Origin of the sequence: Streptomyces sp. NPDC032161, assembly GCF_040636995.1 — a bacterium.
Taxonomy (GTDB): domain Bacteria; phylum Actinomycetota; class Actinomycetes; order Streptomycetales; family Streptomycetaceae; genus Streptomyces.
Window position 1 is genome coordinate 20,420 of record NZ_JBEZVN010000036.1, and the last position, 25,728, is coordinate 46,147.

General features: G+C 72.6%; 20 protein-coding genes. 15 read left to right on the plus strand and 5 right to left on the minus strand.

The window, feature by feature from the left end:
- Positions 1-82 precede the first annotated feature (82 nt).
- Both AB0E67_RS31395 and AB0E67_RS31400 read left to right on the plus strand, forming a co-directional pair.
- Positions 83-1,174, plus strand: coding sequence for an NDP-sugar synthase (locus tag AB0E67_RS31395; protein ID WP_362033111.1), 1,092 nt, complete (start codon positions 83-85; stop codon positions 1,172-1,174).
- A gap of 364 nt (positions 1,175-1,538) precedes the next feature.
- Positions 1,539-2,537, plus strand: coding sequence for a DNA-3-methyladenine glycosylase 2 family protein (locus tag AB0E67_RS31400; RefSeq protein WP_362033114.1), 999 nt, complete (start codon positions 1,539-1,541; stop codon positions 2,535-2,537).
- A 254-nt stretch (positions 2,538-2,791) separates the two neighbouring features.
- Here the strand turns inward: AB0E67_RS31400 and AB0E67_RS31405 are convergent, their stop codons facing one another.
- The 3 genes from AB0E67_RS31405 to AB0E67_RS31415 all read right to left on the minus strand — a co-directional run bounded on the left by AB0E67_RS31405 (position 2,792) and on the right by AB0E67_RS31415 (position 5,864).
- Complete coding sequence (locus AB0E67_RS31405; RefSeq protein WP_362033117.1) at positions 2,792-4,213, minus strand: coenzyme F420-0:L-glutamate ligase; 1,422 nt, start codon at positions 4,211-4,213, stop codon at positions 2,792-2,794.
- A complete protein-coding gene (gene cofD, locus AB0E67_RS31410) occupies positions 4,210-5,166 on the minus strand; it encodes a 2-phospho-L-lactate transferase (RefSeq protein ID WP_362033120.1) in 957 nt (318 codons plus the stop codon). The genes AB0E67_RS31405 and cofD overlap by 4 nt, the downstream gene beginning before the upstream one ends.
- A gap of 95 nt (positions 5,167-5,261) precedes the next feature.
- Positions 5,262-5,864, minus strand: coding sequence for a cysteine dioxygenase family protein (locus tag AB0E67_RS31415; RefSeq protein ID WP_362033123.1), 603 nt, complete (start codon positions 5,862-5,864; stop codon positions 5,262-5,264).
- A gap of 747 nt (positions 5,865-6,611) precedes the next feature.
- On the opposite strand from AB0E67_RS31415, the gene AB0E67_RS31420 reads away from it, so the two are divergent.
- The 3 genes from AB0E67_RS31420 to AB0E67_RS31430 all read left to right on the plus strand — a co-directional run bounded on the left by AB0E67_RS31420 (position 6,612) and on the right by AB0E67_RS31430 (position 13,021).
- A complete protein-coding gene (locus AB0E67_RS31420; RefSeq protein ID WP_030927001.1) occupies positions 6,612-6,875 on the plus strand; it encodes a WhiB family transcriptional regulator in 264 nt (87 codons plus the stop codon).
- Positions 6,876-7,457: 582 nt separating this feature from the next.
- Positions 7,458-11,441, plus strand: coding sequence for a glycosyltransferase (locus AB0E67_RS31425; RefSeq protein ID WP_362033126.1), 3,984 nt, complete (start codon positions 7,458-7,460; stop codon positions 11,439-11,441).
- The gene (locus AB0E67_RS31430; protein ID WP_362033129.1) at positions 11,438-13,021 is read left to right on the plus strand and encodes a DUF5719 family protein; all 1,584 of its coding nucleotides are present in this window, start codon (positions 11,438-11,440) and stop codon (positions 13,019-13,021) included. Before AB0E67_RS31425 ends, AB0E67_RS31430 begins: the two co-directional genes overlap by 4 nt.
- A 151-nt stretch (positions 13,022-13,172) precedes the next feature.
- Here AB0E67_RS31430 and AB0E67_RS31435 read toward each other — a convergent pair whose 3' ends face one another.
- Positions 13,173-13,616 (minus strand): metallopeptidase family protein, encoded by a 444-nt coding sequence (locus AB0E67_RS31435; protein WP_362033153.1) that lies wholly within the window; start codon positions 13,614-13,616, stop codon positions 13,173-13,175.
- A gap of 321 nt (positions 13,617-13,937) precedes the next feature.
- Here AB0E67_RS31435 and AB0E67_RS31440 point away from each other — a divergent pair, with 321 nt between their 5' ends.
- The 8 genes from AB0E67_RS31440 (at position 13,938) to AB0E67_RS31475 (ending at position 23,063) form a co-directional block, all read left to right on the plus strand.
- Complete coding sequence (locus tag AB0E67_RS31440; RefSeq protein ID WP_351522831.1) at positions 13,938-14,315, plus strand: DUF3499 domain-containing protein; 378 nt, start codon at positions 13,938-13,940, stop codon at positions 14,313-14,315.
- 199 nt (positions 14,316-14,514) lie between these two features.
- The gene (locus tag AB0E67_RS31445) at positions 14,515-15,900 is read left to right on the plus strand and encodes a phosphomannomutase/phosphoglucomutase (protein WP_362033132.1); all 1,386 of its coding nucleotides are present in this window, start codon (positions 14,515-14,517) and stop codon (positions 15,898-15,900) included.
- Positions 15,901-16,103: 203 nt separating this feature from the next.
- Positions 16,104-16,286, plus strand: a complete 183-nt coding sequence (locus tag AB0E67_RS31450; protein WP_073791360.1) for a Trm112 family protein — start codon at positions 16,104-16,106, stop codon at positions 16,284-16,286.
- Positions 16,287-16,468: 182 nt separating this feature from the next.
- On the plus strand, positions 16,469-17,605 hold the full coding sequence (locus AB0E67_RS31455) for an SIS domain-containing protein (RefSeq protein ID WP_362033134.1): 1,137 nt from the start codon (positions 16,469-16,471) through the stop codon (positions 17,603-17,605).
- 286 nt (positions 17,606-17,891) lie between these two features.
- On the plus strand, positions 17,892-19,070 hold the full coding sequence (gene manA, locus AB0E67_RS31460) for a mannose-6-phosphate isomerase, class I (protein WP_362033137.1): 1,179 nt from the start codon (positions 17,892-17,894) through the stop codon (positions 19,068-19,070).
- Positions 19,071-19,165: 95 nt separating this feature from the next.
- Positions 19,166-20,188, plus strand: coding sequence for a cation diffusion facilitator family transporter (locus tag AB0E67_RS31465; RefSeq protein WP_362033139.1), 1,023 nt, complete (start codon positions 19,166-19,168; stop codon positions 20,186-20,188).
- A gap of 566 nt (positions 20,189-20,754) precedes the next feature.
- Positions 20,755-22,212, plus strand: coding sequence for an adenosylhomocysteinase (gene ahcY, locus AB0E67_RS31470; protein ID WP_362033156.1), 1,458 nt, complete (start codon positions 20,755-20,757; stop codon positions 22,210-22,212).
- Positions 22,213-22,451: 239 nt separating this feature from the next.
- Positions 22,452-23,063, plus strand: coding sequence for a hypothetical protein (locus AB0E67_RS31475; RefSeq protein WP_362033142.1), 612 nt, complete (start codon positions 22,452-22,454; stop codon positions 23,061-23,063).
- A 60-nt stretch (positions 23,064-23,123) separates the two neighbouring features.
- On the opposite strand, the gene AB0E67_RS31480 is transcribed toward AB0E67_RS31475, so the two are convergent.
- Complete coding sequence (locus AB0E67_RS31480; RefSeq protein ID WP_362033145.1) at positions 23,124-24,155, minus strand: RDD family protein; 1,032 nt, start codon at positions 24,153-24,155, stop codon at positions 23,124-23,126.
- Positions 24,156-24,275: 120 nt separating this feature from the next.
- Here AB0E67_RS31480 and AB0E67_RS31485 point away from each other — a divergent pair, with 120 nt between their 5' ends.
- A complete protein-coding gene (locus AB0E67_RS31485; RefSeq protein WP_362033148.1) occupies positions 24,276-25,283 on the plus strand; it encodes a stage II sporulation protein M in 1,008 nt (335 codons plus the stop codon).
- Between the two features lie 193 nt (positions 25,284-25,476).
- Positions 25,477-25,728, plus strand: a 252-nt coding sequence (locus AB0E67_RS31490; RefSeq protein ID WP_362033150.1) for a hypothetical protein, incomplete at its 3' end; no start/stop codon positions are given.

Here is a 25,728-nt window from a genome sequence, read left to right on the forward strand (position 1 = left end):
GGAGCAGGATGCGTACGAACCGGTCTGCATACACTGGCCAGCCGAACGAGGCAGGGCCCCACCAGGAAGCAGAGTCAGCGCTGTGACACAGGCAAGAGAAGCGATCCTCCTGGTGGGCGGCAAGGGCACCCGGCTGCGCCCGCTCACGGTGCACACCCCCAAGCCCATGGTCCCGGCGGCGGGCGTCCCCTTCCTGACGCACCAGTTGGCGCGCGCCCGGGCCGCCGGGGTCGAGCACATCGTGCTCGCCACCTCGTATCTGGCGGAGGTCTTCGAGCCGTACTTCGGGGACGGTTCGAAGCTCGGTCTCCACATCGAGTACGTCACCGAACGCGAACCGCTGGGCACCGGCGGCGCGATACGCAACGTCGCGTCCCGGCTCACCTCGGGACCCGACGAACCGGTGCTCATCTTCAACGGCGACATCCTGACCGGCCTCGACATCCAGGCTCTGGTCGCCACGCACACCACCTCGGGGGCGGACGTCTCGCTCCACCTCACCCGCGTCGAGGACCCGCGCGCCTTCGGCCTCGTGCCGACGGACGGCAGCGGCAGGGTCACCGCGTTCCTGGAGAAACCCGAGACGCCCGAGCAGATCGTCACCGACCAGATCAACGCCGGGGCGTACATCTTCCGCCGCTCGGTCATCGACACCATCCCGGCCTGCCGCCCGGTCTCCGTCGAACGCGAGACCTTCCCCGGACTGCTGGCCTCCGGCGCCCATCTCCAGGGCATGGTCGACTCCACCTACTGGCTGGACCTCGGCACTCCGCGCGCCTTCGTGCGCGGCTCCGCCGACCTGGTGCTCGGCCGCGCCCCTTCCCCGGCCGTCCCCGGGCGCTGTGGCGAACGGCTCGTCCTGCCGACCGCCTCCGTGGCGGCCGACGCCAAGCTCACCGGCGGAACGGTCGTCGGCGAGGGCGCCCTGATCGGCGAGGGAGCCCGGATAACCGGGTCCGCGGTACTGGCCGGAGCGGTGATCGAACCCGGAGCGGTGATCACGGACTCGCTGGTCGGAGCCGGTGCCAGGATCGGCAGCCGGACGGTGGTCGACGACGTGGTGATCGGGGACGGGGCACGGGTCGGTGCCGACAACGAACTGCTGGGCGGCATGCGCGTCTGGTGCGGGGCGGTCCTGCCGGACGCGGCGGTGCGCTTCTCGTCCGACGAATAGCGCAAACAGAGGGAACGGAAGAAGAAGAGGAGGAACGGGCGGACGGGTACCCCGAGCCGGGCACCCGTCCCTGTGCCCACGGCCCAGGGAGGACGTGCCCACGGCCCGGGGACGACGTGCCCACGGCCCGGGGACGACGTGCCCATGGCCCGGGGACGACGTGCCCACGGCCCGGGGACCATAGGGAGTGGCTTCAGGGAACGTCGTCGTGCGACTTCGGTCGCGAGGCGAGGAGGAGTCGATGCGGCGCATCGGCGACCGACGACGACGCCGCAGGCGGAATCGCAGGGCGGCGCGAGCCCGCTCCCTGTCGCTCCCCAGGCCGTTACCCTCGACAGGCACCCCGACGACCGAGGACTCATCCGTGGCAGGACGATTCGCCCCCCGCACCGCCCCTCGCGCAGCCGTCGCGCGCCAGGCGGCGGCCCCGGCGAAGGACGCGCCGACCCGCGACTGGACCCCGCCCGGCCCGCTCGACCTGCGCCTCGTCCTCGGCCCGCTGCGCCGGGGCCCCGCCGACCCCACCTTCCGGATCACCCGGGACGGAACGGTCTGGCGGACCGGCCGCACGCCGACGGGCCCCGGCACCCTCCGCCTGTCCGACCGGGGCGGCCGGATCGAGGCGGCTGCCTGGGGGCCGGGCGCACCCTGGCTGCTGGACCGCCTCCCGACCCTGCTCGGCGCGGAGGACGACCCGGACGCCTTCCGTCCGTACCACCGGCTGCTCGCCGTGACCCGGCACAGGCGCCCCGGACTTCGTCTGCTGCGCACCGGCCTGGTCCTGGAGTCCCTGATCCCCTCGGTGCTGGAGCAGAAGGTCACCACGGACGAGGCGTACCGGGCCTGGCGCTACCTGGTCCGCGCCCACGGCACTCCGGCGCCCGGGCCGACGGACGACGCCGCGTTCGCCGCCCTCGGTCTGTACGTCATGCCGGACCCCCGCACCTGGTCGCTGGTCCCGTCCTGGGAGTGGCACCGCGCGGGCGTCGACGCGAAGCGCTCGGCCACGATCCTGCGCGCGGTGCGGGTGGCCCGCCGTCTGGAGGAGGCGGCCGGCATGGACCTCCCGGAGGCCACGGCCCGGCTGTGCCTCGTGCCCGGCATCGGACCCTGGACCGCGGCCGAGACCCTCCAGCGGTCGAACGGCGCGGCGGACGCGGTCACGGTCGGCGACCTCCACCTCCCGGGCATCGTCGGCCACGCCCTGGCGGACAACCGGCACGCGGACGACGAGGAGATGCTGGCCCTGCTCGCCCCCTACGAGGGCCAGCGGCACCGGGCCACCCGCCTCATCCTGCTCTCCGGCCGCGTCCCGCCCCGCCGGGCCCCGCGCATGACCCGGGGCGACATCGCCCGCCTGTGAAGCGGCGCGGGACCGGAGACGGCCAAGGGCCGTACGGGACAGTCCTCGGGGACACCCGACGCATCCGGATGCTCGGTACATCCCGGCGCTCGGACCGGAGACGGCGGGGGACCGCCCGCGCGAGCCCCGAGCCGTACGACAAGAACGCCGAGCCGGTGCGGCAGGGCTCCGGGCCGGGCCGAACACCGAGCCGCACGCAGCCCATGGCGCTCGCCCACCGCGGCTCGCCCATCGCGCTCGCCCGGCGCGCTCGCTCACCGCACCGTGATGAACGCCTCCGGATCCCGTGCGTCCCGTGCCGTGGACGCGACCGCCGCCCGCCCGATCGCGACCGCGCCCAGCGGATCCCACGAATCCGGCAGATCCAGCACCTCGCGCACCACGTCACGGCAGAACATCGTCGAGGACACCCACGCCGAGCCGAGCCGTTCGCCCGCCAGCGCCACCAGGAAGTTCTGGATCCCGGCCCCCGCGGCGACCACGAACATCTCGCGCTCCGCGGTGTCCCGCCGCTCGTCCCCGTAGGTGTGGGAGCCGTCCATCACCAGGCACGGCACCGCCAGATACGGCGCCCGGCGCAGCACATCGCCCCGCCGTACCCGCTTCGCGATCGACTCCTCGCTCTTCCCGTCCCCGCGCAGGTCCGCGATCCACGCCTCCCGCATCGCGTCGAGCAGTCGGGTCCGCGACTCCCCGGACTCCAGAAGCACGAACCGCCACGGCGTCGTGTGATGCGGAGCGGGCGCCGTCACCGCCGCGGCCACGGCCCGCCGCACCGCGCCCGGGTCCACCGGATCGTCGGTGAACTCGCGCACCGTGCGCCGCAGGGTCAACGCCTCCCGCACCGCCTCCGAGGTGCCGAGACGGAACATGTCGTCGGCGGCGTCGCGCACCAGCGCCCGCGCCCCGCCCGCCGAGTCCGGCGAGTCCGCGGGGGCCACGACATGGCCGAGCCCGCGCACCACCGCGACCGGCAGCCCCGACGCCTTGCCCTTGACCAGGTCACCGGCGGCGGCCAGTTCGTCGGCTGTGGCGACCACGGTCGCGCTGAGCGGATTGCCGTACGTGTCCGTCCCGCCGCGCAGATCGTCCAGCACCCGGACCCCGGCCGCCCCGATCGCGACGTCGGTGAGCCCGCTGCGCCAGGGGCGCCCGAAGGTGTCCGTGACGACGACCCCGACCTCGACGCCGAGGGTGTCCCGCAGCCCGTCCCGGATCGCGCGCGCCGAGCGGTCCGGGTCCTCGGGCAGCAACAGCACCGTCCCGGCGGGGGTGTTCGAGGCGTCGACCCCGGCCGCCGCCATGACGAGACCCTGCCGGTTCTCGACGATCCGCAGCGCGCCGCGCCGCGCCACCACCCGTACCGTCTCGGCGTCGATCGCCGCCTCCCGGTCGGCGGCCTCGACGATCCGGCCCTCCGCCTTGGAGACGATCTTCGACGTGACCAGCAGGACGTCCCCGTCGACCAGCCCCGGACCGGTGGCGGCGATCAGCTTCGCCAGGTCGTCACCGGCCCGCACCTCGGGAATCCCGGGCAGTGCCCGGACCCGGTACGAGGGCGCCTCGTCGAAGGCCGCACCGGCCGCCTCCGCGGGAAGCGCACCGGCCGCTGTTGCGGAGCCCGCGCCGGTCGCCTCGCCGGAAGCCGCGGCGCGGGCCGTCCCGGCGGCGCTCATGCCCGTACCTCCTCGGCAAGCGCCAGAGCCTGCCTGGCCATCTCCGCCGCCGCGTCCACGTCCGTCATCATCAGCGGCACGGAACGGCAGCGGATGCCCGCCGCCTCCACCGCGTCGACCGCCCCGGCGTCCACCGTGTCGACGAGCCAGCCGTCGAGCAGCCCGGAGCCGTAGTGCTCGGCCACGGCCGCCGCCGTCGACTCGACGCCCACCGCGGCGAGCACCTTGTCCGCCATCCCGCGCACGGGCGCGTCCCCGACGATGGGGGACAGGCCCACGACCGGCACCCCGGCCTCGGCGATCGCCTCCCGGATCCCGGGCACGGCCAGGATCGTCCCCACCGACACGACGGGGTTGGACGGCGGGAAGAGGATGACGTCGGCCTCCGCGAGGGCTTCCAGCACCCCCGGCGCCGGCTTGGCCTGCTCGGCGCCGACCGGCACGATCGCCTGCGCCTCGACCGAGGCGCGCAGCCTCACCCAGTACTCCTGGAAGTGGATCGCCTTGCGTTCGCCGTCCAGATCGACGGCCACATGCGTCTCCACCCGGTCGTCGGACATCGGCAGCAGCCGGACGCCCGGCTTCCACCGCGCGCAGAGGGCCTCGGTGACGGCGCTCAGCGGATAGCCCGCGGCGAGCATCTGCGTACGGACGATGTGGGTGGCGAAGTCGCGGTCGCCGAGGCCGAACCAGTCGGGCCCGACCCCGTACGCAGCCAGCTCCTCCTTGACGTGGAAGCTCTCGTCCGCACGTCCCCAGCCCTGCTCCTCGTTGATGCCGCCGCCGAGGGTGTACATCACGGTGTCGAGGTCGGGGCAGACCTTCAGCCCGAACAGATGGATGTCGTCGCCGGTGTTGCCGATCACCGTGATGTCCGCGTCGGGCACGGCCCGTTTGAGGCCGCGCAGGAAACGAGCACCACCGATACCGCCGGCCAGAACCACAATGCGCATGCCCGACAGTCTGTCAGGCGGAGCCTGATCCTTGTCAGGGCGACGGGACGACGGGCGACGGGCAGCGGGTGGCCGTCGGCGGGTGAGGGCGGACGTCAGCCGCGTACGGCGTCCACGGTCGCGCGTACGGCGTCCGCCACCGTGGGTACGGCGCTCGCGGCCACGGGCAAGGCCTTCGCGGTCACCGGGGTGCAGTGCGCCGTGTGCATCGGCATCTCGGTCAGGCCCGGGTAGTAGATGTGCAGGCTGACGGCCGGTTCGAGGGAGTCGTTGATCACCTCGTGCACGGAGCCGGGCGCGAAGACACGCTGTGCTCCGGGGGCCAGCGCGCGGGCGCCGCGCTCGGTGTGCTCGGTCAGCCGGCCGTCCAGGACCGTCAGCAGCCCGGAGGACGGGCCGTGGTCGTGGCGCCCGCTGCCCTGACCGGGCAGCCAGCTCAGCAGCCAGACCTCGTAACCGACCGAGGGCTTCCCGGGGCGGGAGGAGCCGGGGGCCGGGGCAACGGCGCGCAGCCGGTGGTACCAGCGGGTGGTGGCGTCGTACTGGACGAGCGGCGCCCACTGCGTGGGGTCGGAGGCGATGCGGCGGGCGAGCCCGGCGAACTCGGCCACGGTGGACGGGTGCTCGCGTGCGGGCTGGAGGAGGTGCTGGACCTCAAGGATGTCGCCGGCGATCTGGAGGTCGCTGTCGCTGTTCATGGAAGCGGTCGGTTTCCTCGGCGTGGGGTGCGTGTGCGGGTGTCGCGGAGAGGCGGGAGAGCCACCGGAGACCGTGCGAGCGCCGGAAGGGAGCCTCTGCGGACGGCTGAGGAGCCTTCTTGGTGGACACGCTCTGCGAAGGCGCTCTGCGGCGGGAACCTCGCGGGAGGAGCTGGATCAGAGCCGGAGCCCTATGGCATCAACAGCTGTGACAGCTGGAACAGCAACAGCGGGCCTGGACAGCCGTGCGGAACCCACGGACGTGGGTGGCATACGTCGCTGCGGTCGCTGGCATGGGACCAAGGAGACCGGTTTCCGCCCTCACCTGTCAACTTGATGTCCGTTTTGCGGGCAATGGTTCACCCCAACTGGTTGCTTTGGGGTGCAGAAAGGTTTATTCGGCCATGATGGCGGAGATGTGGCGCATCAACCGCGCCGGTAGACGTCGTTGGGGCCTCGTGATCTATCTGTGATCTTGATCGCTTCGGCGGCCGGCCCGAAACGTGGAGGCGGTCCCGTTCGTCATCTCTCGATGGGGGGTGTGATGCGGTCCACGTCGGATGTCAGCTTTTTGCTGATTTGCACACTTTCCGCATACGCTTGGTTCCGCAGAGTGAATACCGGAGCCAATAGCAGATCCTCGCTTGACTGGCCTGGAGATACACACTTGTAATTTCACTCGTGTCGTTCGGCCGTAATCAGCAACGGCTGCATCACGGGGACGCAAGAGACAGACGAGGGGCGCACATGACCGAGCTGTTCCAGCAACTGCTGGTCGAGGACGCGGACGAGGAACTCGGCTGGCAGGAGCGCGCACTGTGCGCCCAGACCGATCCCGAGTCCTTCTTCCCCGAGAAGGGCGGATCCACCCGCGAGGCCAAGAAGGTCTGTCTCGCCTGCGAAGTGCGGTCCGAATGCCTTGAGTACGCCCTCTCCAACGACGAACGCTTCGGTATCTGGGGCGGACTCTCCGAGCGTGAGCGGCGGCGCCTGAAGAAGGCCGCCGTCTGACGCCGTCGCGCCCACCGTCCGCCCGGTCCGTCGCCTACGCACCCGGCGGGCGGATCGGCGAGGGAGCGATGGCGTCGGAGCGCCGCGACCGCGCGTGGGGCGGAGCCCGCTCGGGAACCGCATGCCGTGAAGACCGAACGACGGACGACCGGCAACCGAGAACCGGTGGCCGACGACCGGCAACCAGGAACAAGCAACCGGCAACCGACGGCCGAACAGCCGGATGCGCCGTCACGACCATGGCCCGTCGCCCGCCACCCGCCCGCGGACGACGGGCCATCACCATGTGCGGCTGCCCGTTCTCGTGGCCCCCGCCCCCCGCCCGGCCGCCCGCTCACGCGTCGCCCGGGGCTCGACCCGCCGCCGCTCCCATGACACCCGGGACAGCCCGCCGCCCGCTCCCGCGTCCCCGGCACCGCCCGTCGCGGCCCCCGTCCGAGCGCTCGGCGCCACCGGGGTGAGCCGTACCGTTAGTGTGGGGGCCCGTCCGAGACGCGCCAACGCCCCGACGGAGCGCGCGCGTACACCGATGCAGCCCCCGGGGGAATCGCCCCCGGACCCGGCCGGAGGGCCCGTACCTCGATGTCCGTGCACAGCCAAACGACGGCGCCGTACGCGGCTGCCGTCGCCCCCGAGTTCCCCCGGCATGTCGTCACCGCCGTGCTCGTCACCCACGACGGCGCGCGCTGGCTGCCCGACGCGCTCGCCGGACTGCTCGGGCAGGAACGCCCCGTACAGAACGCCGTCGCCGCGGACACCGGCAGCGCCGACGACTCCGCCCGGCTGGTCACCGAGGCGCTCGGCGCCGACCGCGTCCTGCACCTCGCGCGGCGCACCGGTTTCGGCGCGGCCGTCGACGAGGCGGCCCGTACGGCCGGCGTCCTCACCCCCGAGGACCTGCCCTACCTGAAGCGGCCCGGCAACTGGGATCCCGTCACCAAGACCTGGCGCGACGACACTTACGACCTCCCCGAGCTCCCGCACGGCGAACCCGTGCAGTGGCTCTGGCTGCTCCACGACGACTGCGCGCCCGCGCCCGACGCGCTCGCCGAGCTGCTGCGGGTCGTCGACAACGACCCGCACGCCGCGATCGTCGGTCCCAAGCTCCGCGGCTGGTACGACAGCAAGCAGCTCCTCGAGGTCGGCGTCTCCATCGCCAACAGCGGCCGCCGCTGGACCGGCCTCGACCGGCGCGAACAGGACCAGGGACAGCACGACCAGGTCCGTACCGTGCTCTCCGTCTCCACCGCCGGGATGCTGATCCGCCGTGACGTCTGGGAGGAGCTCGGCGGTTTCGACCGCGCGCTCCCGCTGATGCGCGACGACGTCGACCTGTGCTGGCGCGCGCACGTCGCCGGACACCGGGTCCTGGTCGCCCCCGACGCCGTCCTCCGGCACGCCGAGGCATCCGCCCGTGAGCGCCGCCCCATCGACTGCGTGGGGCGCTCCGCCCACCCGTCGCCCGACCGCCACCCCTCATCGACGCGCTTCGCGCGGCGCGGTGCCTCCCCGCACCGCGTCGACAAGGCCGGTGCCGTCTACACGATGCTGGCCAACGCCCGCGGCAAGGCGCTGCCCTGGGTGCTGCTGCGGCTCGTCGTCGGCAGCCTCCTGCGCGCCCTCGCCCACCTCGTCGGCAAGGTGCCCGGCCAGGCGCTCGACGAGATCACCGGGCTGGTCGGCACCCTGCTGCGCCCCGGACGGATCCTCGCCGCCCGCCGCGCCCGCGCCGGTGGCGTCGTCGACCAGGCCGAACTGCGCGGTCTGTTCCCGCCGCCCGGCGCCACCGTCCGGGCCACCGTCGACCAGATCGCCGGGAACCTCGGCAACCGGTCCGACGCCGATTCGGGCGGCTCGCGGCACGGCGCCGTGGAGTCCGGCCCCGGCGGCGATGACGCCGACTTCCTGGAGATCGAACAGTTCGCGCGGCTGAAGCGGATCGGGCGCAAGCCCGGCCCGGTGCTCTTCGCCGTCCTCCTCCTCGTCTCGCTCGTCGCCTGCCGCGCCCTGCTCGGCGGCGGCGCGCTCGCGGGCGGTGCCCTGCTGCCCGCGCCCGCCGACGTCTCCGACCTGTGGGGCCGGTACGCGGACGGCTGGCACCCGGTCGGCACCGGCGGCACCCAGACCGCGCCGCCCTACCTCGCCGTGATCTCGGCCCTGTCCGCGCTGTTCCTCGGCTCGACCGGCTTCGCGCTCACGCTGCTGCTGGTCTGCTCGGTCCCGCTCGCCGGACTCACCGCGTACTTCGCCTCCCGCCCGCTGCTCCCGTCCCGACTGCTGCGTGCCTGGGCGAGCGTCGCGTACGCCTTCCTGCCCGCCGCGACCGGCGCCCTCGCGACCGGCCGCCTCGGCACCGCCGTACTCGCCGTCCTGCTCCCGCTGATCGCCCGCGCCGCCGTCTCCGCGCACGGCATGCGCGCCACCGGCGACGCACGCGGCAGCTGGCGCGCCACCTGGACGTACACCCTGCTCCTCACCGTCGCGATGGCGTTCACCCCCGTCGTGTGGCCGATGGCCGTGGTCCTCGGCATCGGTGTGCTCGTCCTGCGCCGTCGGGACATCGCCGCGTACGGCCTCCGCTTCCTCGCCGCGATCGGCACGCCGATGCTGGTCCTCGCGCCGTGGTCGCTCTCGCTCCTCGCCGACCCGTCCGGCTTCCTGAAGGAGGCGGGCCTCGACCTCGGTACGGGCACGGCCTCCGCGCTCGACCTGCTCGGCATCAGCCCCGGCGGCCCCAAGGCCGCGGGCGGCGTGCTGCTGCTCGGCGTCGTGCTGGCCGCGCTGGCCGCGCTGCTGCGCGCGGAGCGGCAGTTCGCGGTGCGCACCGCGTGGGCGGTGGCGCTGGTGGCGCTGTTCTTCGCAGCGCTCACCAACGGCTCCGCCTGGGCGGGCCCGGCCACCCTCGTCTACGGGATCGCGCTGATCGCCGCCGCGCTGGTCGGTGCGGACGGCGCCCGGGTACGCGTCGCCGAACTCAGCTTCGGCTGGCGCCAGCCCGTCGCCGCGCTGATCGCCCTCGCCGCGGGCCTCGCCCCGGTGCTGGCCGCCGTCGGCTGGATGATCGGCGGCGCCGCGGGCCCGCTGGAGCGCCGCGACCCGGTGCAGGTGCCCGCGTTCGTCGCGGAGGAGAGCACCACCCGCGACCAGCCGCGCACCCTCGTCCTCGGCGGTACCACGCCCGCCACCGTCTCGTACACCCTGGTACGCGGCTCCGGCGCGCGGCTCGGCGACGCCGAACTGATCGAGGCGGGCGGCAGCAACAGCCACCTCGACAAGGTCGTCGCCAACCTCGTCGCGGGCTCCGGCGCCGACCAGGGCAGCCAGCTCAGCGGGTTCGCGATTCGTTACGTCCTGGTCCGCGACGGGGCCCCGAAGGAGATGAGCCGGGTCCTCGACACGACCCCCGGTCTCAGCAGGCTCAGCCAGCTGGACGGCAGCGCACTGTGGCGGGTCGACCGGCAGGTCGCGCGCATCATGATCGTCCCGTCCGGTGCCGACGGCGAGCAGCTGCCGGTGGGCTCCCTCCCCGTCGAGGCGCACACGAAGATCCCGGCGGGCGGCCCCGGCCGCGTGCTGCGGATCGCCGACGCCGCCGACCCGAACTGGCGCGCCACGCTCGACGGCCGCGCCCTGACCCCGAAGACCGTCGACGGCTGGGCCCAGGGCTTCGAACTGCCCGCAGAGGGCGGCAGCCTGGACCTGACGTACGACGCGCCGTTCACCCACACCGCCTGGATCTGGGCCCAGTGCGCGCTGGCCGTGGTGCTGGTGGTCATGGCACTGCCGGGCCGTCGCCGGGAGATCGACGACGACCTGCCCGAGGAGGGCATGGCCGCGGCCACGGAGCCGGCCGAGGGCGGGGGGCGCCGGTCCCGCAGGCTCCGCGCCGCCGCCCGTGCGGAGGCCGAGGCCGCCTCGGCCGGAAGCGCCGAGGACGCCGCGGGCGAGTACATCCCGGCCCAGCAGAACGCCGAACCGGAAACGGGACCCGAGCCCGGCCGGACGGACGGTCAGGAGACCTACGCGCCCCGGGCGGACGGACAGGACGGCTTCGCCCCGGACGCCGACGGGGCCCGGGACGGCTTCGCCCCCGGCGCCGAAGGCGACCCGTACGCCGTTCCGCAGCAGCAGTACGGCGAGTGGGACGCGGGCCGGTACCAGGACGCGGCACACCAGCCGTACCCGAACGCTCCGTACCAGGACGCCGGATACGGCACGCCGCAGGAGCACCAGCACACCGCTGACCCGTACCCGCAGAACGGCGCCCACGACCCGAACGTCTACGACCCGAACGCCTACAACACGCACACCTACGACCCGAACGCCTACGACCCGTACGGCTACGCCCAGCAGCACCATCAGCAGCCGCAGTACCAGCAATACGACCCGCAGCACCAGCAGTACGACCCGCAGGTCCAGCAGCAAGACCCGCAGGCGGCCTCCTACGACACCCGCGCCGGCTACGGCGGGCAGGGCGGGTACGAACCGCAGAACCCCGACGAGAACACCGCCCCGGGCCAGAACCCGTGGCCGACCGGTAACGCATCGCGAGGCGAGTCCGAGTGAAGTCCAGCAGCCTGTCCCTCATCGCGGGCACCGTAGCCCTCGCCGCCGTCACCGGATTCGCCGCGCTGGCCTCGCCCGGTGACACGAGCGCGGCGGAATCGAAGGCGGCCACCCGGCTGCCGGTCGAACGGTCCAGCCTGCTCTGCCCGGCGCCCGGCCGCTCGGACCTCGCCGAGACGACGTACACGGCCTACACCCCGGCCGCGGACGGTGGAGGCGGCGGGGCCGGTACGGCCGAACTGACGCAGTCCACGGCGGCCACGGCCGACGGCACCGCGGGCGGCACCGGAAAGGGAGACGGCGGTAAGGAGGAGGACAAGAAGAAGGACGACAAGAAGAAGGACGACAAGGACGACGGCAAGGGCGACAGGAAGACGGACTCCACGAAGCCCGTCCTCTCCCTGAAGGAGCCCGGCAAGCCGGTCACCGCCGAGGTCTCCGGGGCCGACGCCCCCGCACTGGTCGGCACCGCCACCGGGCGCCTGGCCCCCGGCTGGGCCGCTCAGCAGACCACCGTGGTCGAGGCGGGCGCCCGCGGCCTGCTCGGCGTCAGCTGCACCTCGCCGGGCGCCGACTTCTGGTTCCCGGCCGTGAGCACCGCGAAGTCCCGCGAGGACTACGTCCACCTCACCAACCCGGACGACACCGCGGCCGTCGCCGACATCGAGCTGTACGGCCCGGATGGCAGCCTCAAGTCGGACGTCGGCGAGGGCATCACGGTGCCCGCCCGTTCCGGCGTCCGCGTCCTGATCTCGACGCTGACCAGTGAGGCGGTCGAGGACGTGACCGCCCACGTCACCACCCGCACCGGACGCGTCGGCGCCGCCGTGAGGACCGCGGACGATACGACCGGCAGCGACTGGCTGGCCGCCTCCGTCTCCCCGAACGGCACCCTGGTGCTCCCGGGCATCCCGGCGGACGCCACATCCGTCCGTCTGGTCGCCTTCGCGCCCGGCGACGACGACGCCGATCTGAAGGTCCAGCTGCTCGGCCCGGGCGGCCCGATCTCACCGGTCGGGAACGAGAGCCTGCACGTCAAGTCGCGGATGACGGCGGGCGTCGACCTGAAGGACGTCACCAGGAACGAACCCGGCTCACTGCTGCTGAGCCCGACGAAGGGCGGCGAGGGCACCCCGGTGGTGGCCGCGCTGCGCGTGGTCCGCGGCAAGGGCGACGGCCGGGAGGCCGGCTACATCCCGGCGGCCGGTCCGGTGGGTGCACAGGCGACGGCGGCGGACAACCGGGCCAAGGGGTCGACCCTCTCGCTCACCGCGCCCGGTGCCACCGGCACCGTGAAGGTGATCGCCTCGGCGGGCAGCAAGGGCGGCGAACAGGTCGTCAAGACGTACACCGTCAAGGGCGGTACGACCCTCGCGGTCACCCCGCCCGTGCCGTCGGGCCTCAAGGGCGGCTACGCGCTGACGGTCCGTACGGAGTCGGGCGGACCGGTCCACGCCGCCCGCACGCTCAGCCTCCCGCAGGACGGCGTCCAGATGTTCACCGTGCAGACCCTGTCGGACGACCGCGGAACGGTGGCGGTGCCCGAAGCGGTCCAGGACCTGTCGGTCCTGGACGACTGAACGCGACTGGACGACCGGACGCGGCGGCGCGGCGGTCGGGGTGTCCCGGTGGGGACGGCCCGGTCGCCGCGCCGTCCCGTTCCCGCCGCTCCTCCCGCCGACCCCTCTGTCCTCTCCGCCCTCTCCGGCCCCACTGTGCCCGTCGGCTCCGCTACTCCTGGCCGTACCGCGGATCCACCGACTCCGGCGAGAGCCCGAGCAGGTCCGCGACCTGCTCCACGACGACCTCGTGCACCAGCAGGGCGCGTTCGTCACGGCTCTTGGCGCGGATCTCGACGGGCCGGCGGTAGACGACGATCTGCGCGGGCCGGTTCTTCTCCGCGGACGTCGCGCGCCCCAGCGGTACGGTCCCCGCCCGCACCTCCGAGGCATCGGCCGAGGGCACGTCCAGCACCATGAAGTCGACATCGGCCAGTTGCGGCCAGCGCCGTTCCAGCCGCTCCACGGAATCCTGCACGAGATCGCGGAAGCTCTCCGCCCTGCTCACCGACAGCGGCACCTGAGGCGGAGCCAGGGGCCCGCGCATGCCGCGGCCGTGACGGTCACGACGGCGTGGGCGGGGGTCGGAGGGGTGGGGAGGCACGGGACTGTCCATCACCGACGCAGCGTAACCCCCGGCGGGGCGTACGGATCGGCGCTTGCTGACGGAGCGTCGGCCTGTCCAATCATGAACAATCCGGCCAAACAGCAGGCCGTTTCAAGCCCGGCTCGCGACCGGTGTTCTCCTGCTGAATGACAGCTTTTGTGTCGAGGGGCGACCGGAATCGTTGCCGCCGTGACCTGCGTTTCTCTGTTTCCTCGCAGGTCAGAAGGTTGTCCGAAAGGCAGTTGTGCCAGAGGTCACAGGGCGACACGGTGGGGTGACCTGGGGGAGAGTCGTCGCAGCCCGCTCAAGAGTGCGGTACCGTCCAACATCGTGAGCCCTGTACGTCGCTGTTCGCGCACCGCGTGCGGCCGCCCTGCCGTCGCGACACTGACGTACGTCTATGCCGACTCGACTGCGGTCCTCGGCCCGCTCGCCACCTACGCCGAGCCCCACTGCTACGACCTCTGTGCCGAGCACAGTGAGCGGCTGACCGCACCACGCGGCTGGGAAGTCGTCCGTCTCTCCGACCCCTCCGCCCCCACACGCCCCAGCGGTGACGACCTCGAAGCGCTCGCCAACGCCGTACGGGAAGCGGCGCGTCCGCACGACCGCGGCGGTGACGGAAGGAACGGCGGCCCGCAGACCGCCGACCCGATGGAGGTCGCGCGCCGCGGCCATCTGCGGGTGCTCCGCTCCCCGGACTCCTGACCGCTCCTCACCCCGGCCGGTTCTCCTGTCGGCCGGCTCCTTCCCGCCCGGCCGTCGGCCCCGGACCCCGTGGTCGTCGGGAAGGCCCTCGCGGAGTCGTGGCATCCGAGCCGTTCTGAGGCGCCGGATCCCCCGGGACCTGCTGGAACGGGCGCCGGGTAGTTTGGGCGGACCGCAGAGAACTCAGGAGGACCGGCCCGTGGCTGCTGACCTGTCGCAGATCGTGAAGGCGTACGACGTGCGCGGGGTGGTGCCCGACCAGTGGGACGAATCGCTGGCCGAATACTTCGGGGCGGCGTTCGTCGAGGTGACCGGCGCGGACGCGATCGTGATCGGTCACGACATGCGGCCCTCGTCGCCGGGCCTCTCGGCGGCCTTCGCCCGCGGCGCGGCGGCACGCGGCGCGGACGTCACTCTGATCGGTCTCTGCTCGACCGACCAGCTCTACTTCGCCTCCGGCAGCCTCGGCCTCCCCGGCGCGATGTTCACCGCCTCGCACAACCCGGCCCGGTACAACGGCATCAAGCTCTGCCGGGCGGGTGCCGCACCCGTGGGCCAGGACACCGGCCTCGCCGAGATCCGCACCCTGGTCGAGAAGTGGTCCGAGGCCGGGGCACCGGAACCGGTCGCCACCCCCGGTACCGTCACCGAACGCGAGACACTGACCGACTACGCCGCGTACCTGCTCTCTCTCGTCGACCTCTCGTCGATGCGCCCGTTGAAGGTCGTCGTCGACGCGGGCAACGGCATGGGCGGCCACACGGTGCCGACCGTCCTCGCCGGACTCCCGGTCGACCTCGTACCGATGTACTTCGAGCTCGACGGCACGTTCCCCAACCACGAGGCCAACCCCCTCGACCCGAAGAACCTCGTCGACCTCCAGGCCCGCGTCGTGGCCGAGGGCGCCGACCTGGGCCTCGCCTTCGACGGCGACGCGGACCGCTGCTTCGTCGTCGACGAACGCGGCAGGGGCGTCTCACCGTCCGCGATCACCGCCCTGGTCGCCGCCCGGGAACTCGACCGCAACGGCGGCCGGGGCACCGTCATCCACAACCTGATCACCTCGCTCTCGGTCCCCGAGGTGATCCGCGAACACGGCGGCACCCCGGTCCGCACCCGCGTGGGCCACTCCTTCATCAAGGCGGAGATGGCCGCGCACGGCGCGATCTTCGGCGGCGAGCACTCCGCGCACTACTACTTCCGCGACTTCTGGAACGCCGACACGGGCATGCTCGCCGCGCTGCACGTCCTGGCCGCGCTCGGGAGCCGCCCCGGGCCGCTGTCCGAACTGGTCGCCCAGTACGACCGCTACACCGGCTCCGGCGAGATCAACTCCACGGTCGCCGACCAGCCGGGCCGTACGGCGGCGGTACGCGCGTCCTTCGCGCCCCGCGACGGCGTCACGACCGACGAGCTGGACGGCCTCACGGTCACGGGCCCGGACTGGTGGTTCAACCTGCGGGCCTCCAACACGGAACCGCTGCTGCGCCTGAACGTCGAGGCCCGCGACGAGCGGACGATGACCGCCGTACGGGACGAGGTGCTGGCCGTCGTCCGGGCCGTTCCCGGCCCGTCCGGCGACTGACGACCGGGGCCGGGGCACCGACCACGCGCACTCGTGCGCGGCACCGACGGACGAGCCCCGGCGAGCGGGGCCGCCGGAACCGGGCGGGGCCGCTCCACCCGGGCCGCGCTCACCGCACCCCGGCGGTAGGCTGACGTCGCCCGGTCCGCGCGCGGGCGAACCGCTTGACCGAATGCCCGAAGACGCCTGAAGGGACCCCGCCCATGCCGCTCGAAGCCGGCCTTCTGGAGATCCTCGCCTGCCCGGCCTGTCACTCCCCGCTCGACGACCGGTCGGCGGCCGACAGCCCCGAGCTGGTGTGCACCGGCGAGAACTGCGGCCTGGCCTACCCGGTCCGGGACGGCATCCCCGTCCTCCTCGTCGACGAGGCCCGCCGCCCCCGATGACGGGGTCCGCCCCGGGCGGCGGCATCCGCCCGGTGGTGGTGCACGTGCCCGCGTGAGCGGCACGCGTGCCGTCGCGGCATCGGTGCCTTCACGGCATCCGTGCCCTCGTGGCATCCGTGCCCGAGGCCGCGCGGTGATCAGCAGGTGATCGTGATCAGCAGGTGATCGGAGGACCGTCCCCCATGCTCGACGAGTCGCTGCTCGACGCCCCGGACGCCCTGGCGCGGGCCGACCGCCGGGGCCTGCTCCGTGGCGCCGCCGAGGCCGGAGCCCGGGTCCGCACCGCCGCCCGGCACGCGGCCGAGGCCGGAATCGCCGGGCTGAACCCGGAGGGCCGCCCCCGTGCCGTGCTCCTCGCGGGCTCCGGCACCGCGGCGGCGGGCGTCGCCGACCTGATCACCGCCCTCGCGGGCGCCTCCGCGCCCGTCACCCGCATCCACCCCACCGGGGTCGCCCCCGCCGCGGGTGCCCTGCGCTGGGCGCTGCCCGGCTGGGCCGGCTCGGTGGACCTGCTGCTGATCGTCACGGCCGACGGTTCCGAGCCGGGCCTCTCCCTCCTCGCCGAACAGGCGTACCGGCGCGGCTGCGGCGTCGTCGCGGTCGCTCCGCGGCAGTCACCGCTGCGCGAGGCGATCGACGGCGCGCGCGGGCTCGTCGTACCGATGGCCACCGCCCCCTACGGCGAGTACGACGCGGAGACGTCGGCGGCCGGGCCGGGCACGCTCTGGGCCCTGTTCACCCCGCTGCTCGCACTGCTCGACCGGGTCGGCCTGGTCACCGCGTCCGCCCAGGAGCTCCAGGGCGTCGCCGACCGCCTCGACCGCACCGCGGAACGCTGCGGCCCGGCCATCGCCACGTACAGCAACCCGGCGAAGACCCTCGCCGCCGAACTCGCCGGCAGCCTTCCCCTCGTCTGGACCGAGGGGGACACGGCGGGCCCGGTGGGCCGCCGGTTCGCCGCGGTGCTCGCCGAGCTGTCCGGCCGTCCGGCCCTCGCCGCCGAACTCCCCGAGGCCCTTCCCGCCCACGGCGCGCTGCTGGCGGGTGCCTTCGCGGCCGGCGCCGACCCCGACGACTTCTTCCGCGACCGGGTCGAGGAGCCGGAACCCCTGCACACCCGCGTCGTCCTGCTCCGGGACCGCCCGGCGGGCGGTCTCAGCGCCGCCCCCGCCGCCCGCGAACTGGCCCTCGGCCATGACACCGCGATCAGCGAACTCGAACCGGACGACGGCACCGCACTCGAAGCCCTCGCCGAACTCCTCGCCGTCACCGACTTCGCCGCCGTCTACCTGGCGCTGGCGTCGTCGGCCCGCGCCTGACCCCTCCGCACCCCTCGCCCGGGGCACATCCCCGGACGACCTCCGCGTCCCGACCCGAAAAACGGTCCGCGCGCCCTGGCATCCTGGAAAGCGCTTCCCGGAGAGCGTTGGCCCCGGGCCCGGCCACCGCACCGCCCGATCATCGCACCCGCCCGTACAGCATCCGCACACCGCCCGGCCACCACCACGACACCATCCGAGCCGGCCCGCACACCACACTGCCCCAGACACCCCTGATCCGCGCACCCACGGGGATTCACACATCCCACGAGCACGAGGACGAACCATGGACCGGCTCTCCAACACCGTCCGCCCGTACGCCTGGGGCTCCACGACCGCCATCCCGGAGCTGCTCGGCGTCGCCCCCACCGGTGAGCCCCAGGCCGAGATGTGGATGGGTGCCCACCCCGGCGCCCCCTCCCGCCTCACCCGCACCACCGGCGCCGCGGCGGGCCGCGAACAGTCCCTCGCCGAGGTCATCGCCGCCGACCCGGAGGGCGAACTGGGCCGGGCCACCGTCGACAAGTTCGGCCCCCAGCTGCCCTTCCTCCTCAAGCTCCTCGCCGCGGGTGCTCCGCTCTCCCTCCAGGTCCACCCCGACGTCGACCAGGCCCGGCGCGGTTACGCGGACGAGGAGCGCCGTTCCGTCCCGGTCGACGCCCCTCACCGCACGTACAAGGACGCCAGCCACAAGCCCGAGCTGATCTGCGCGCTCACCCCCTTCGCCGGTCTGTGCGGCTTCCGCAGGCCCGACGAGGCCGCCGCGACGATGGCGGCCCTCGGTGTCGACTCGCTCAAGCCGTACGCCGACCTCCTCGGCGCCCACCCCGAGGAAGCGGCCCTGCGCGAGGTCCTCACCGCGATCCTCGGCGCCGACCCCGCGGAGACCGCCGAGACCGTGAACGAGGCGGCGGCCGCGGCGCAGCGCCTCGGCGGCGCCCTCGCCCCGTACGCCCGGATCGCCCACCACTTCCCCGGCGACCCCGGCGTCATCGCCGCGATGCTGCTGAACTACGTGGAGCTCCAGCCCGGCGAGGCCCTGTTCCTCGGTGCTGGCGTCCCGCACGCCTACCTCGACGGCCTCGGCGTCGAGATCATGGCGAACTCGGACAACGTGCTGCGCTGCGGACTCACGCCCAAGCACATCGACGTGCCCGAACTCCTGCGCGTCGTCCGCTTCGAGCCGACCGAGCCGGGCATCCTGCGCCCCGAGGCGTCCCCGTCCGGCGAGGAGCTGTACGAGACGCCCGTGGACGAGTTCCGGCTCTCGCGCTTCGACCTGTCGCCCGGGGCCGAACCCGTCGACCTGACCCGGAGCACCCCGCAGATCCTGCTGTGCACCGCGGGCGCCCCGAAGGCGGGCACGATCGGCCTCACCCCCGGTGCCTCGGTCTTCGTGCCCGCCTACGAGAAGACCGAAGTGTCTGGTATGGGAACTCTGTTCCGGGCCACAGTGGTGGCCTGACGAACCTTCCGCACCGGCGGCTGCAACAATGTCCGGCCGTACCGCGGCGCCAGGGCCGCAGCACCTAAGAACCGACGAAGGGACATCAGGCACCCATGAGTGCGTCAGGCGGAACCAAGGCGATCGTGGCGGCACTCGGCGCCAACCTCGCGATCGCCGCGGCCAAGTTCGTCGCGTTCCTGTTCAGCGGCTCGTCGTCGATGCTCGCGGAGAGCGTCCACTCGGTCGCCGACTCGGGGAACCAGGGACTGCTGCTGCTCGGGGGCAAGAAGGCCCGGCGCGAGGCGACCCCCCAGCACCCCTTCGGCTACGGTCGCGAGCGTTACATCTACGCCTTCCTCGTCTCCATCGTGCTGTTCTCGGTCGGTGGCATGTTCGCGCTGTACGAGGGCTACGAGAAGATCAAGCACCCGCACGCGGTCGAGTCCTGGTACTGGCCGGTGGGCGTTCTCGTCTTCGCGATCATCGCCGAGGGCTTCTCCTTCCGCACCGCCATAAAGGAGTCCAACGAGATCCGCGGCTCGCTGTCGTGGAGGGAGTTCATCCGCCGGGCGAAGGCCCCCGAACTCCCCGTCGTGCTCCTGGAGGACTTCGGCGCACTGATCGGTCTGGTGCTCGCCCTCGGTGGTGTCGGAATGGCGCTCGTGACCGGCGACGGCGTCTGGGACGGCATCGGCACCCTCTGCATCGGCGCCCTGCTGATCACCATCGCGATCGTGCTCGCCGCCGAGACCAAGTCCCTGCTGCTCGGCGAGGCCGCCGGCGCCGACCAGGTCGAGAAGATCAAGGCAGCGGCCGTCGACGGCGACACCGTCACCCGCGTCATCCACATGCGCACGCTCCACCTCGGCCCGGAGGAACTGCTGGTCGCCGCCAAGATCGCGGTGCGGCACGACGACACCGCCTCCGAGGTCGCCAACGCCATCAACGCCGCCGAGGCACGCATCCGCGAAGCCGTCCCGATCGCCCGCGTCATCTATCTGGAGCCGGACATCTACAGCGCGGCGGCCGCCGCGGCCGGAGCCAACCCTGGCAAGACCCCGGGCGGGGCACCGGAGACCACCCCGGGTACGCCCTCCGGGAAGACCCCGGACGCCCCGGCGAATTCCGGCCACTGACCCGTCCAGCGGCCCATCCGCCGTCCCCCCTCCGGCCCGTCCCACGGGCCTACGGGCCGCACCCATGGTCTTCGGACGCACGGCCTTCGGGCCGCCTGCCCCTGCCTCGGCTCCTGCCGCAGCCGCAGCCGCAGCCGCAGGCGGGCCCGGCCCGTACGTGTCCCAGCTCCGTCCCCAGTCCCTCTCTGTGCCGCTCCGTCCCCTCTCCGGCCTCTTCTCGCTCCCTCCCGGATCCCCATCCGGTCCTTCCCCGCCTTTCCCGGTCCCTTCCGGTCCGTTTCTTTCGGCCCTTCCCTGTCCGTTTCCGGCCTGGCCCGGCCGTGTCCACGGCCCGCTTCCGACCACTCGCGGTTTCGGGCGGGCTGGGAGCACCCGGGGCGATCGGTGTAGATTCGACGGCAGTGTCAGACGTCGCTGCTGATGGCGGTCGATCGGTCCGCGCGCGGACCGGCCGAGGGAGAGAGGGCCTCCGACGGACTGCGCTGCGAACATCCGGGCATCCGTGTGCCCGCGTGCCCGCAGAGCCAGCCGCCCACCTCGACACCCACCACGAGGAGCAGCCCGTTATGACAACGGTCGCCAACCAGCAGGACTTCAAGGTCGCCGACCTCTCCCTCGCGGCGTTCGGCCGCAAGGAGATCACCCTCGCCGAGCACGAGATGCCCGGCCTGATGTCGATCCGCAAGGAGTACGCCGCCGCCCAGCCGCTGGCCGGCGCCCGCATCACCGGTTCGCTGCACATGACCGTGCAGACGGCCGTGCTGATCGAGACCCTGGTCGCCCTCGGCGCCCAGGTCCGCTGGGCCTCCTGCAACATCTTCTCCACCCAGGACCACGCCGCCGCGGCCATCGCCGTCGGCCCGAACGGCACTCCGGACGCGCCCCAGGGCGTCCCGGTCTTCGCCTGGAAGGGCGAGACGCTCGAGGAGTACTGGTGGTGCACGGAGCAGGCTCTGACCTGGCCGAACACCCCCACCGGCGGCCCGAACATGATTCTCGACGACGGTGGTGACGCCACCCTCCTCGTCCACAAGGGCGTCGAGTTCGAGAAGGCCGGCGCGGTCCCGGACCCGTCGACGGCGGACAGCGAGGAGTACGGCCACATCCTCGCCCTGCTGACCCGCACCCTCGGTGAGTCCCCGCAGAAGTGGACCCAGCTGGCGTCCGAGATCCGCGGCGTCACCGAGGAGACCACGACCGGTGTGCACCGGCTCTACGAGATGCACCGCGACGGCACCCTCCTCTTCCCGGCGATCAACGTCAACGACGCCGTCACCAAGTCCAAGTTCGACAACAAGTACGGCTGCCGCCACTCCCTGATCGACGGCATCAACCGCGCCACGGACGTCCTCATCGGGGGCAAGACCGCGGTCGTCTGCGGCTACGGCGACGTCGGCAAGGGCTGCGCGGAGTCGCTGCGCGGCCAGGGCGCCCGCGTGATCATCACCGAGATCGACCCGATCTGCGCCCTCCAGGCGGCGATGGACGGCTACCAGGTGACCACCCTCGACGAGGTCGTCGACAAGGCCGACATCTTCGTCACCACCACGGGCAACAAGGACATCATCATGGCTACCGACATGGCCAGGATGAAGCACCAGGCCATCGTCGGGAACATCGGCCACTTCGACAACGAGATCGACATGGCCGGCCTCGCGAAGATCCCGGGCATCGTCAAGGACGAGGTCAAGCCGCAGGTCCACACCTGGACGTTCCCCGACGGCAAGGTCCTCATCGTGCTGTCCGAGGGCCGCCTGCTCAACCTGGGCAACGCCACCGGCCACCCCTCGTTCGTGATGTCCAACTCGTTCGCGGACCAGACCCTGGCCCAGATCGAGCTGTACACCAAGCCGGAGGAGTACCCGACCGACGTCTACGTGCTGCCCAAGCACCTGGACGAGAAGGTCGCCCGCCTCCACCTCGACGCGCTCGGCGTCAAGCTGACGACGCTCCGTCCCGAGCAGGCCGCCTACATCGGTGTCCAGGTCGAGGGCCCGTACAAGCCGGACCACTACCGCTACTGAGCCGCCTCGCTCCGGCCGGTCGGCGACCGCATACGCGCACACCGTCACCGGCCGGCCGCGGCACCACCGGCCGCCGATGGCCGGCCGAGGGGCCGCCGCTGCGCCCCGGCCGTCCACGACCCGGGCCGCGACAGACGGAACAGCCCCAGCAGCGGTTACGAGCGCAGGCCCCCGCACCCCCGTGTCGGGGGCCTGCCTCGTACTGCGGCGGCTCAGCCCGAGGAACCCCGAAGGACCCCATGCCCCGCGGTCGATATTCGCTTCACGATCTCCACGACGACACCCTCCTCGGCGAAGAACACTTCCAGTGCGCCCCCGGCCCCTCCGGCTGGCGCTATGTCTCCCGGACCACCGCCCCTTCCGGCGCCCACCTCGGCTCCGTCGACCTGACCCTCGACGACCTGGGCCGCCCCATCCGTCTCGAACTCCATGCCGCGAGCTGGCAGGTCCGCGGCGCCGCCCTGGACGGCGTCACCTGGGTCCGTACCGACCCGACCGGCGTTCATGCCACGGAAGGCAATGTGCGCGCCCACTCCTTCACCGGCACGTCCCCCGCTTTCTACGTCGCGACATCGCGGCTGCTGCGCCTCACCCCCGATTCCCCCGCGGCCCGTGTCCGCCTCGTCGCCTTCACGGATCCGGTCCTCGCCCCCCGCACCGTCGACCAGTCCTGGGCCCTGGTGAACAGTGAAGCGCACGCCACTGACAACGGCCCCCTGACCGTGGATGAATACCAGGTCAGCGCCCTGGACACGGGCGAGCGGCACACCGTTCACATCGCGGGTGACGTCGTGCTCTCGGCCCCCGGCGTCGAACTCGAAGCCCTCGATTCCCCACCCTCACCGCGTTAGACCGGAGCACATCGCGCCTCGCACGGGCTCACCGCACGTCGGGGCACACCCCCCACCACGTCAGGCGGGTGGGGCGAACCCTGTCGGGGCGGATCCCGGCCCGCCCTTCTCCACCACCGGGGCCGCGGGAGCACCCGCCTTCGCATCGCCCGCGGGCGACATCGGCCCGGTCGGCGCCTGCGGTACCGCCACGCCCATCGGCCCCGCGCTCTCCGTATGCCCCACCTGCCCCGTGTACCCGGCCGCTCGCCCCGCATGTCCGGCCGAACCAACCGCCGCGCTCGTCGCCCCCGATGCGCCCGGCCCACCCCGGGCCGTCCCGGGGACGGCCCGGCCCTGTGCGGTGGCGGTCATCACCCGCCGTGCGTCCCGCGCCTGCCGTTCGTTCACCACCGCCGCCAGATATGCCCCGGCGGGCACCCCCGCGGGCACGGGAACGCCGGTCCGCGTCGACAGCTCCCCGGCGAGCCGCTCCGCCATCGACCGGCCGATCTGCGCGTCGAGCTGGTGCATCCGCGTCAGGTACTGCCGTATCGCCAGCCACAGACCGTCCGGCACGGCCGACAGATCCAACGCGGAGAATCGGCCGACCAGCCACGGCGGCGGAGGCGGCACGGCGGTCCCACGCCCCGCCGGTATCCGCTCCCGCACGACGAGCGTGCCCGCGAACACGTCCCCCAGGCGTCGCCCCCGTTCCGACACCAACGAGGCGATGCAGGCGACGACCCCGAATGTCAGCAGGATCTCGACGAACCCCATGGCCCCACGCATCAGCGCGTGCCGGAAACGAATCGGCCCCCCGTCGTCGCGGACCACTCGCAGCCCGCACGCCAGCTTCCCCAGCGAGCGACCACGGCTGAGCGTCTCCACCGCGATCGGCCCACCGATCAGCACCAGCAGGAAGGCGGCGACGGATATCGCCGCGAACGCCGCCTCGTCCAGCGTCGCCGTCGCCACGGTCAGTCCGATCGACACCAAGAAGAACGCCGCGCCCACCACGACGAGATCGATGGCCAAAGCCAGTGCCCGACTCGGCAGTCTCGCCGGCTGCAGACCCAGTACGACCGCGTCGCCGGTCACCAGTTGACTCATCGCAGCCCCATCCCTCGCCGGTCTTCCCTGCCCCTCGGGCTCTCAGTCTGCCAAGCTGGCCCGCAACACGCCGCCGCGGTACGAACCCGTACGCACCCTTGCCTGGAGCAGCAGCCGACCATGGACCTCGATGTCTTTGTGAACGCCCATCGCGCGGAGTGGGACCGTCTGGACCACCTCCTGCGCCGCGGACGCCGGCTCACCGGCGAGGAGGCCGACGAACTCGTCGAGCTCTACCAGCGCACGGCCACCCACCTCTCCCTCGTCCAGTCCAGCGCTCCGGACGCCGCGCTCATCGCGCGCCTCACCCAGCTCGTGGCCCGCGCCCGGTCCACGGTGACGGGCACCCGCCGAGCCTCGTGGCGCGACGCCACCCGCTTCCTGACCGCCGGATTCCCGGCCGCGGTCCACCGCTCCCGGCACTGGTGGATACCGACGGCGGTGCTCTCCACGCTGCTGGCCGTGATCATCGGCTGGTGGATCGGCACGCACCCCGAGGTCCAGGCGGCCATCGCGGCCCCGGACGAGCTCCGCCGCCTGACCAGCCCCGGCGGGGAGTACGAGACCTACTACTCCAGTCACCCCGCCGCGTCGTTCGCGGCCCAGGTCTGGACGAACAACGCCAGAGCCGCCGCCATGTGCCTGGTCCTGGGCGCGTTCCTGGGCATCCCGGTGATCTGGATCCTCTTCGTCAACGTGCTCAACCTCGGAGTGGGCATCGGACTGATGTCGTCGGCCGGCCGGCTGGACGTCTTCCTGGGGCTGATCCTCCCGCACGGTCTCCTCGAACTCACCGCTGTCTTCGTCGCGGCGGGCACCGGTCTCCGCCTGGGCTGGACGGTCATAGACCCGGGCCCGTACAGCCGCCGCTCGGCCCTCGCCCAGCAGGGCCGAGCGGCGATCGGTATGGCCATCGGCCTCGCCCTGATCCTGTTCGTCTCGGGTGTCATCGAAGGCTTCGTCACCCCTTCCGGCCTGCCGACCTGGGCCCGTATCGCCATCGGCATCGCGGCCGAGGCGGCCTTCCTCGTGTACGTCTACGTCCTGGGTGGCCGAGCATCGCGAGCAGGGGACCGGGGCGACGTCGACGCCGCTGAACGCAGCGCCGAGCTGCCGGTCGCAGCCTGATGTGCATGCGCCCCCGCTGACCTGCTAGTCTGCTCGTCTCCCCAGAAGGCTGTTGACACGGTCGGCGTGGGGAGGTAGATTTTAACGGTTGCCACGGACTGGACAGGTCCGGGCCAGGCGGATAGCCTCTACAACCGCATCTCTGCGGGAATGCAATCTCCGCAGGATCTTTGATTCTCTCAATTCGGATCGTATGACCGTCCAGAACGGTCGAATGCTTCTGATAAAGTCGAATCAGCCGAAAGGCGAAGGCCCTCCAACGGCCACCGGAATTGAAATTCGGACCGGAAACGGAACGGAAAAAGAATCTGGTACGGTTGGAACCGCCGAAAGGGAAAAGCGCGAAAGCCTGGGACCTGGAAGGCGAACCCGCTTCGACCGGGAATCGGACACGAAAGAGTCTGATAGAGTCGGAAACGCAAGACCGAAGGGAAAAGCCCGGAGG

Bases quoted from the DNA above. Each gene is read 5' to 3' on its own strand.
- AB0E67_RS31405 (WP_362033117.1), bottom strand. From the start codon at position 4,213: ATGAGCGCCGCCGGGACGGCCCGCGCCGCGGCTTCCGGCGAGGCGACC.
- cofD (WP_362033120.1), bottom strand. From the start codon at position 5,166: ATGCGCATTGTGGTTCTGGCCGGCGGTATCGGTGGTGCTCGTTTCCTG.
- AB0E67_RS31415 (WP_362033123.1), bottom strand. From the start codon at position 5,864: ATGAACAGCGACAGCGACCTCCAGATCGCCGGCGACATCCTTGAGGTC.
- AB0E67_RS31420 (WP_030927001.1), top strand. From the start codon at position 6,612: ATGACCGAGCTGTTCCAGCAACTGCTGGTCGAGGACGCGGACGAGGAA.
- AB0E67_RS31425 (WP_362033126.1), top strand. From the start codon at position 7,458: ATGTCCGTGCACAGCCAAACGACGGCGCCGTACGCGGCTGCCGTCGCC.
- AB0E67_RS31435 (WP_362033153.1), bottom strand. From the start codon at position 13,616: ATGGACAGTCCCGTGCCTCCCCACCCCTCCGACCCCCGCCCACGCCGT.
- AB0E67_RS31450 (WP_073791360.1), top strand. From the start codon at position 16,104: ATGCCGCTCGAAGCCGGCCTTCTGGAGATCCTCGCCTGCCCGGCCTGT.
- AB0E67_RS31455 (WP_362033134.1), top strand. From the start codon at position 16,469: ATGCTCGACGAGTCGCTGCTCGACGCCCCGGACGCCCTGGCGCGGGCC.
- manA (WP_362033137.1), top strand. From the start codon at position 17,892: ATGGACCGGCTCTCCAACACCGTCCGCCCGTACGCCTGGGGCTCCACG.
- AB0E67_RS31465 (WP_362033139.1), top strand. From the start codon at position 19,166: ATGAGTGCGTCAGGCGGAACCAAGGCGATCGTGGCGGCACTCGGCGCC.
- ahcY (WP_362033156.1), top strand. From the start codon at position 20,755: ATGACAACGGTCGCCAACCAGCAGGACTTCAAGGTCGCCGACCTCTCC.
- AB0E67_RS31475 (WP_362033142.1), top strand. From the start codon at position 22,452: ATGCCCCGCGGTCGATATTCGCTTCACGATCTCCACGACGACACCCTC.
- AB0E67_RS31480 (WP_362033145.1), bottom strand. From the start codon at position 24,155: ATGAGTCAACTGGTGACCGGCGACGCGGTCGTACTGGGTCTGCAGCCG.
- AB0E67_RS31485 (WP_362033148.1), top strand. From the start codon at position 24,276: ATGGACCTCGATGTCTTTGTGAACGCCCATCGCGCGGAGTGGGACCGT.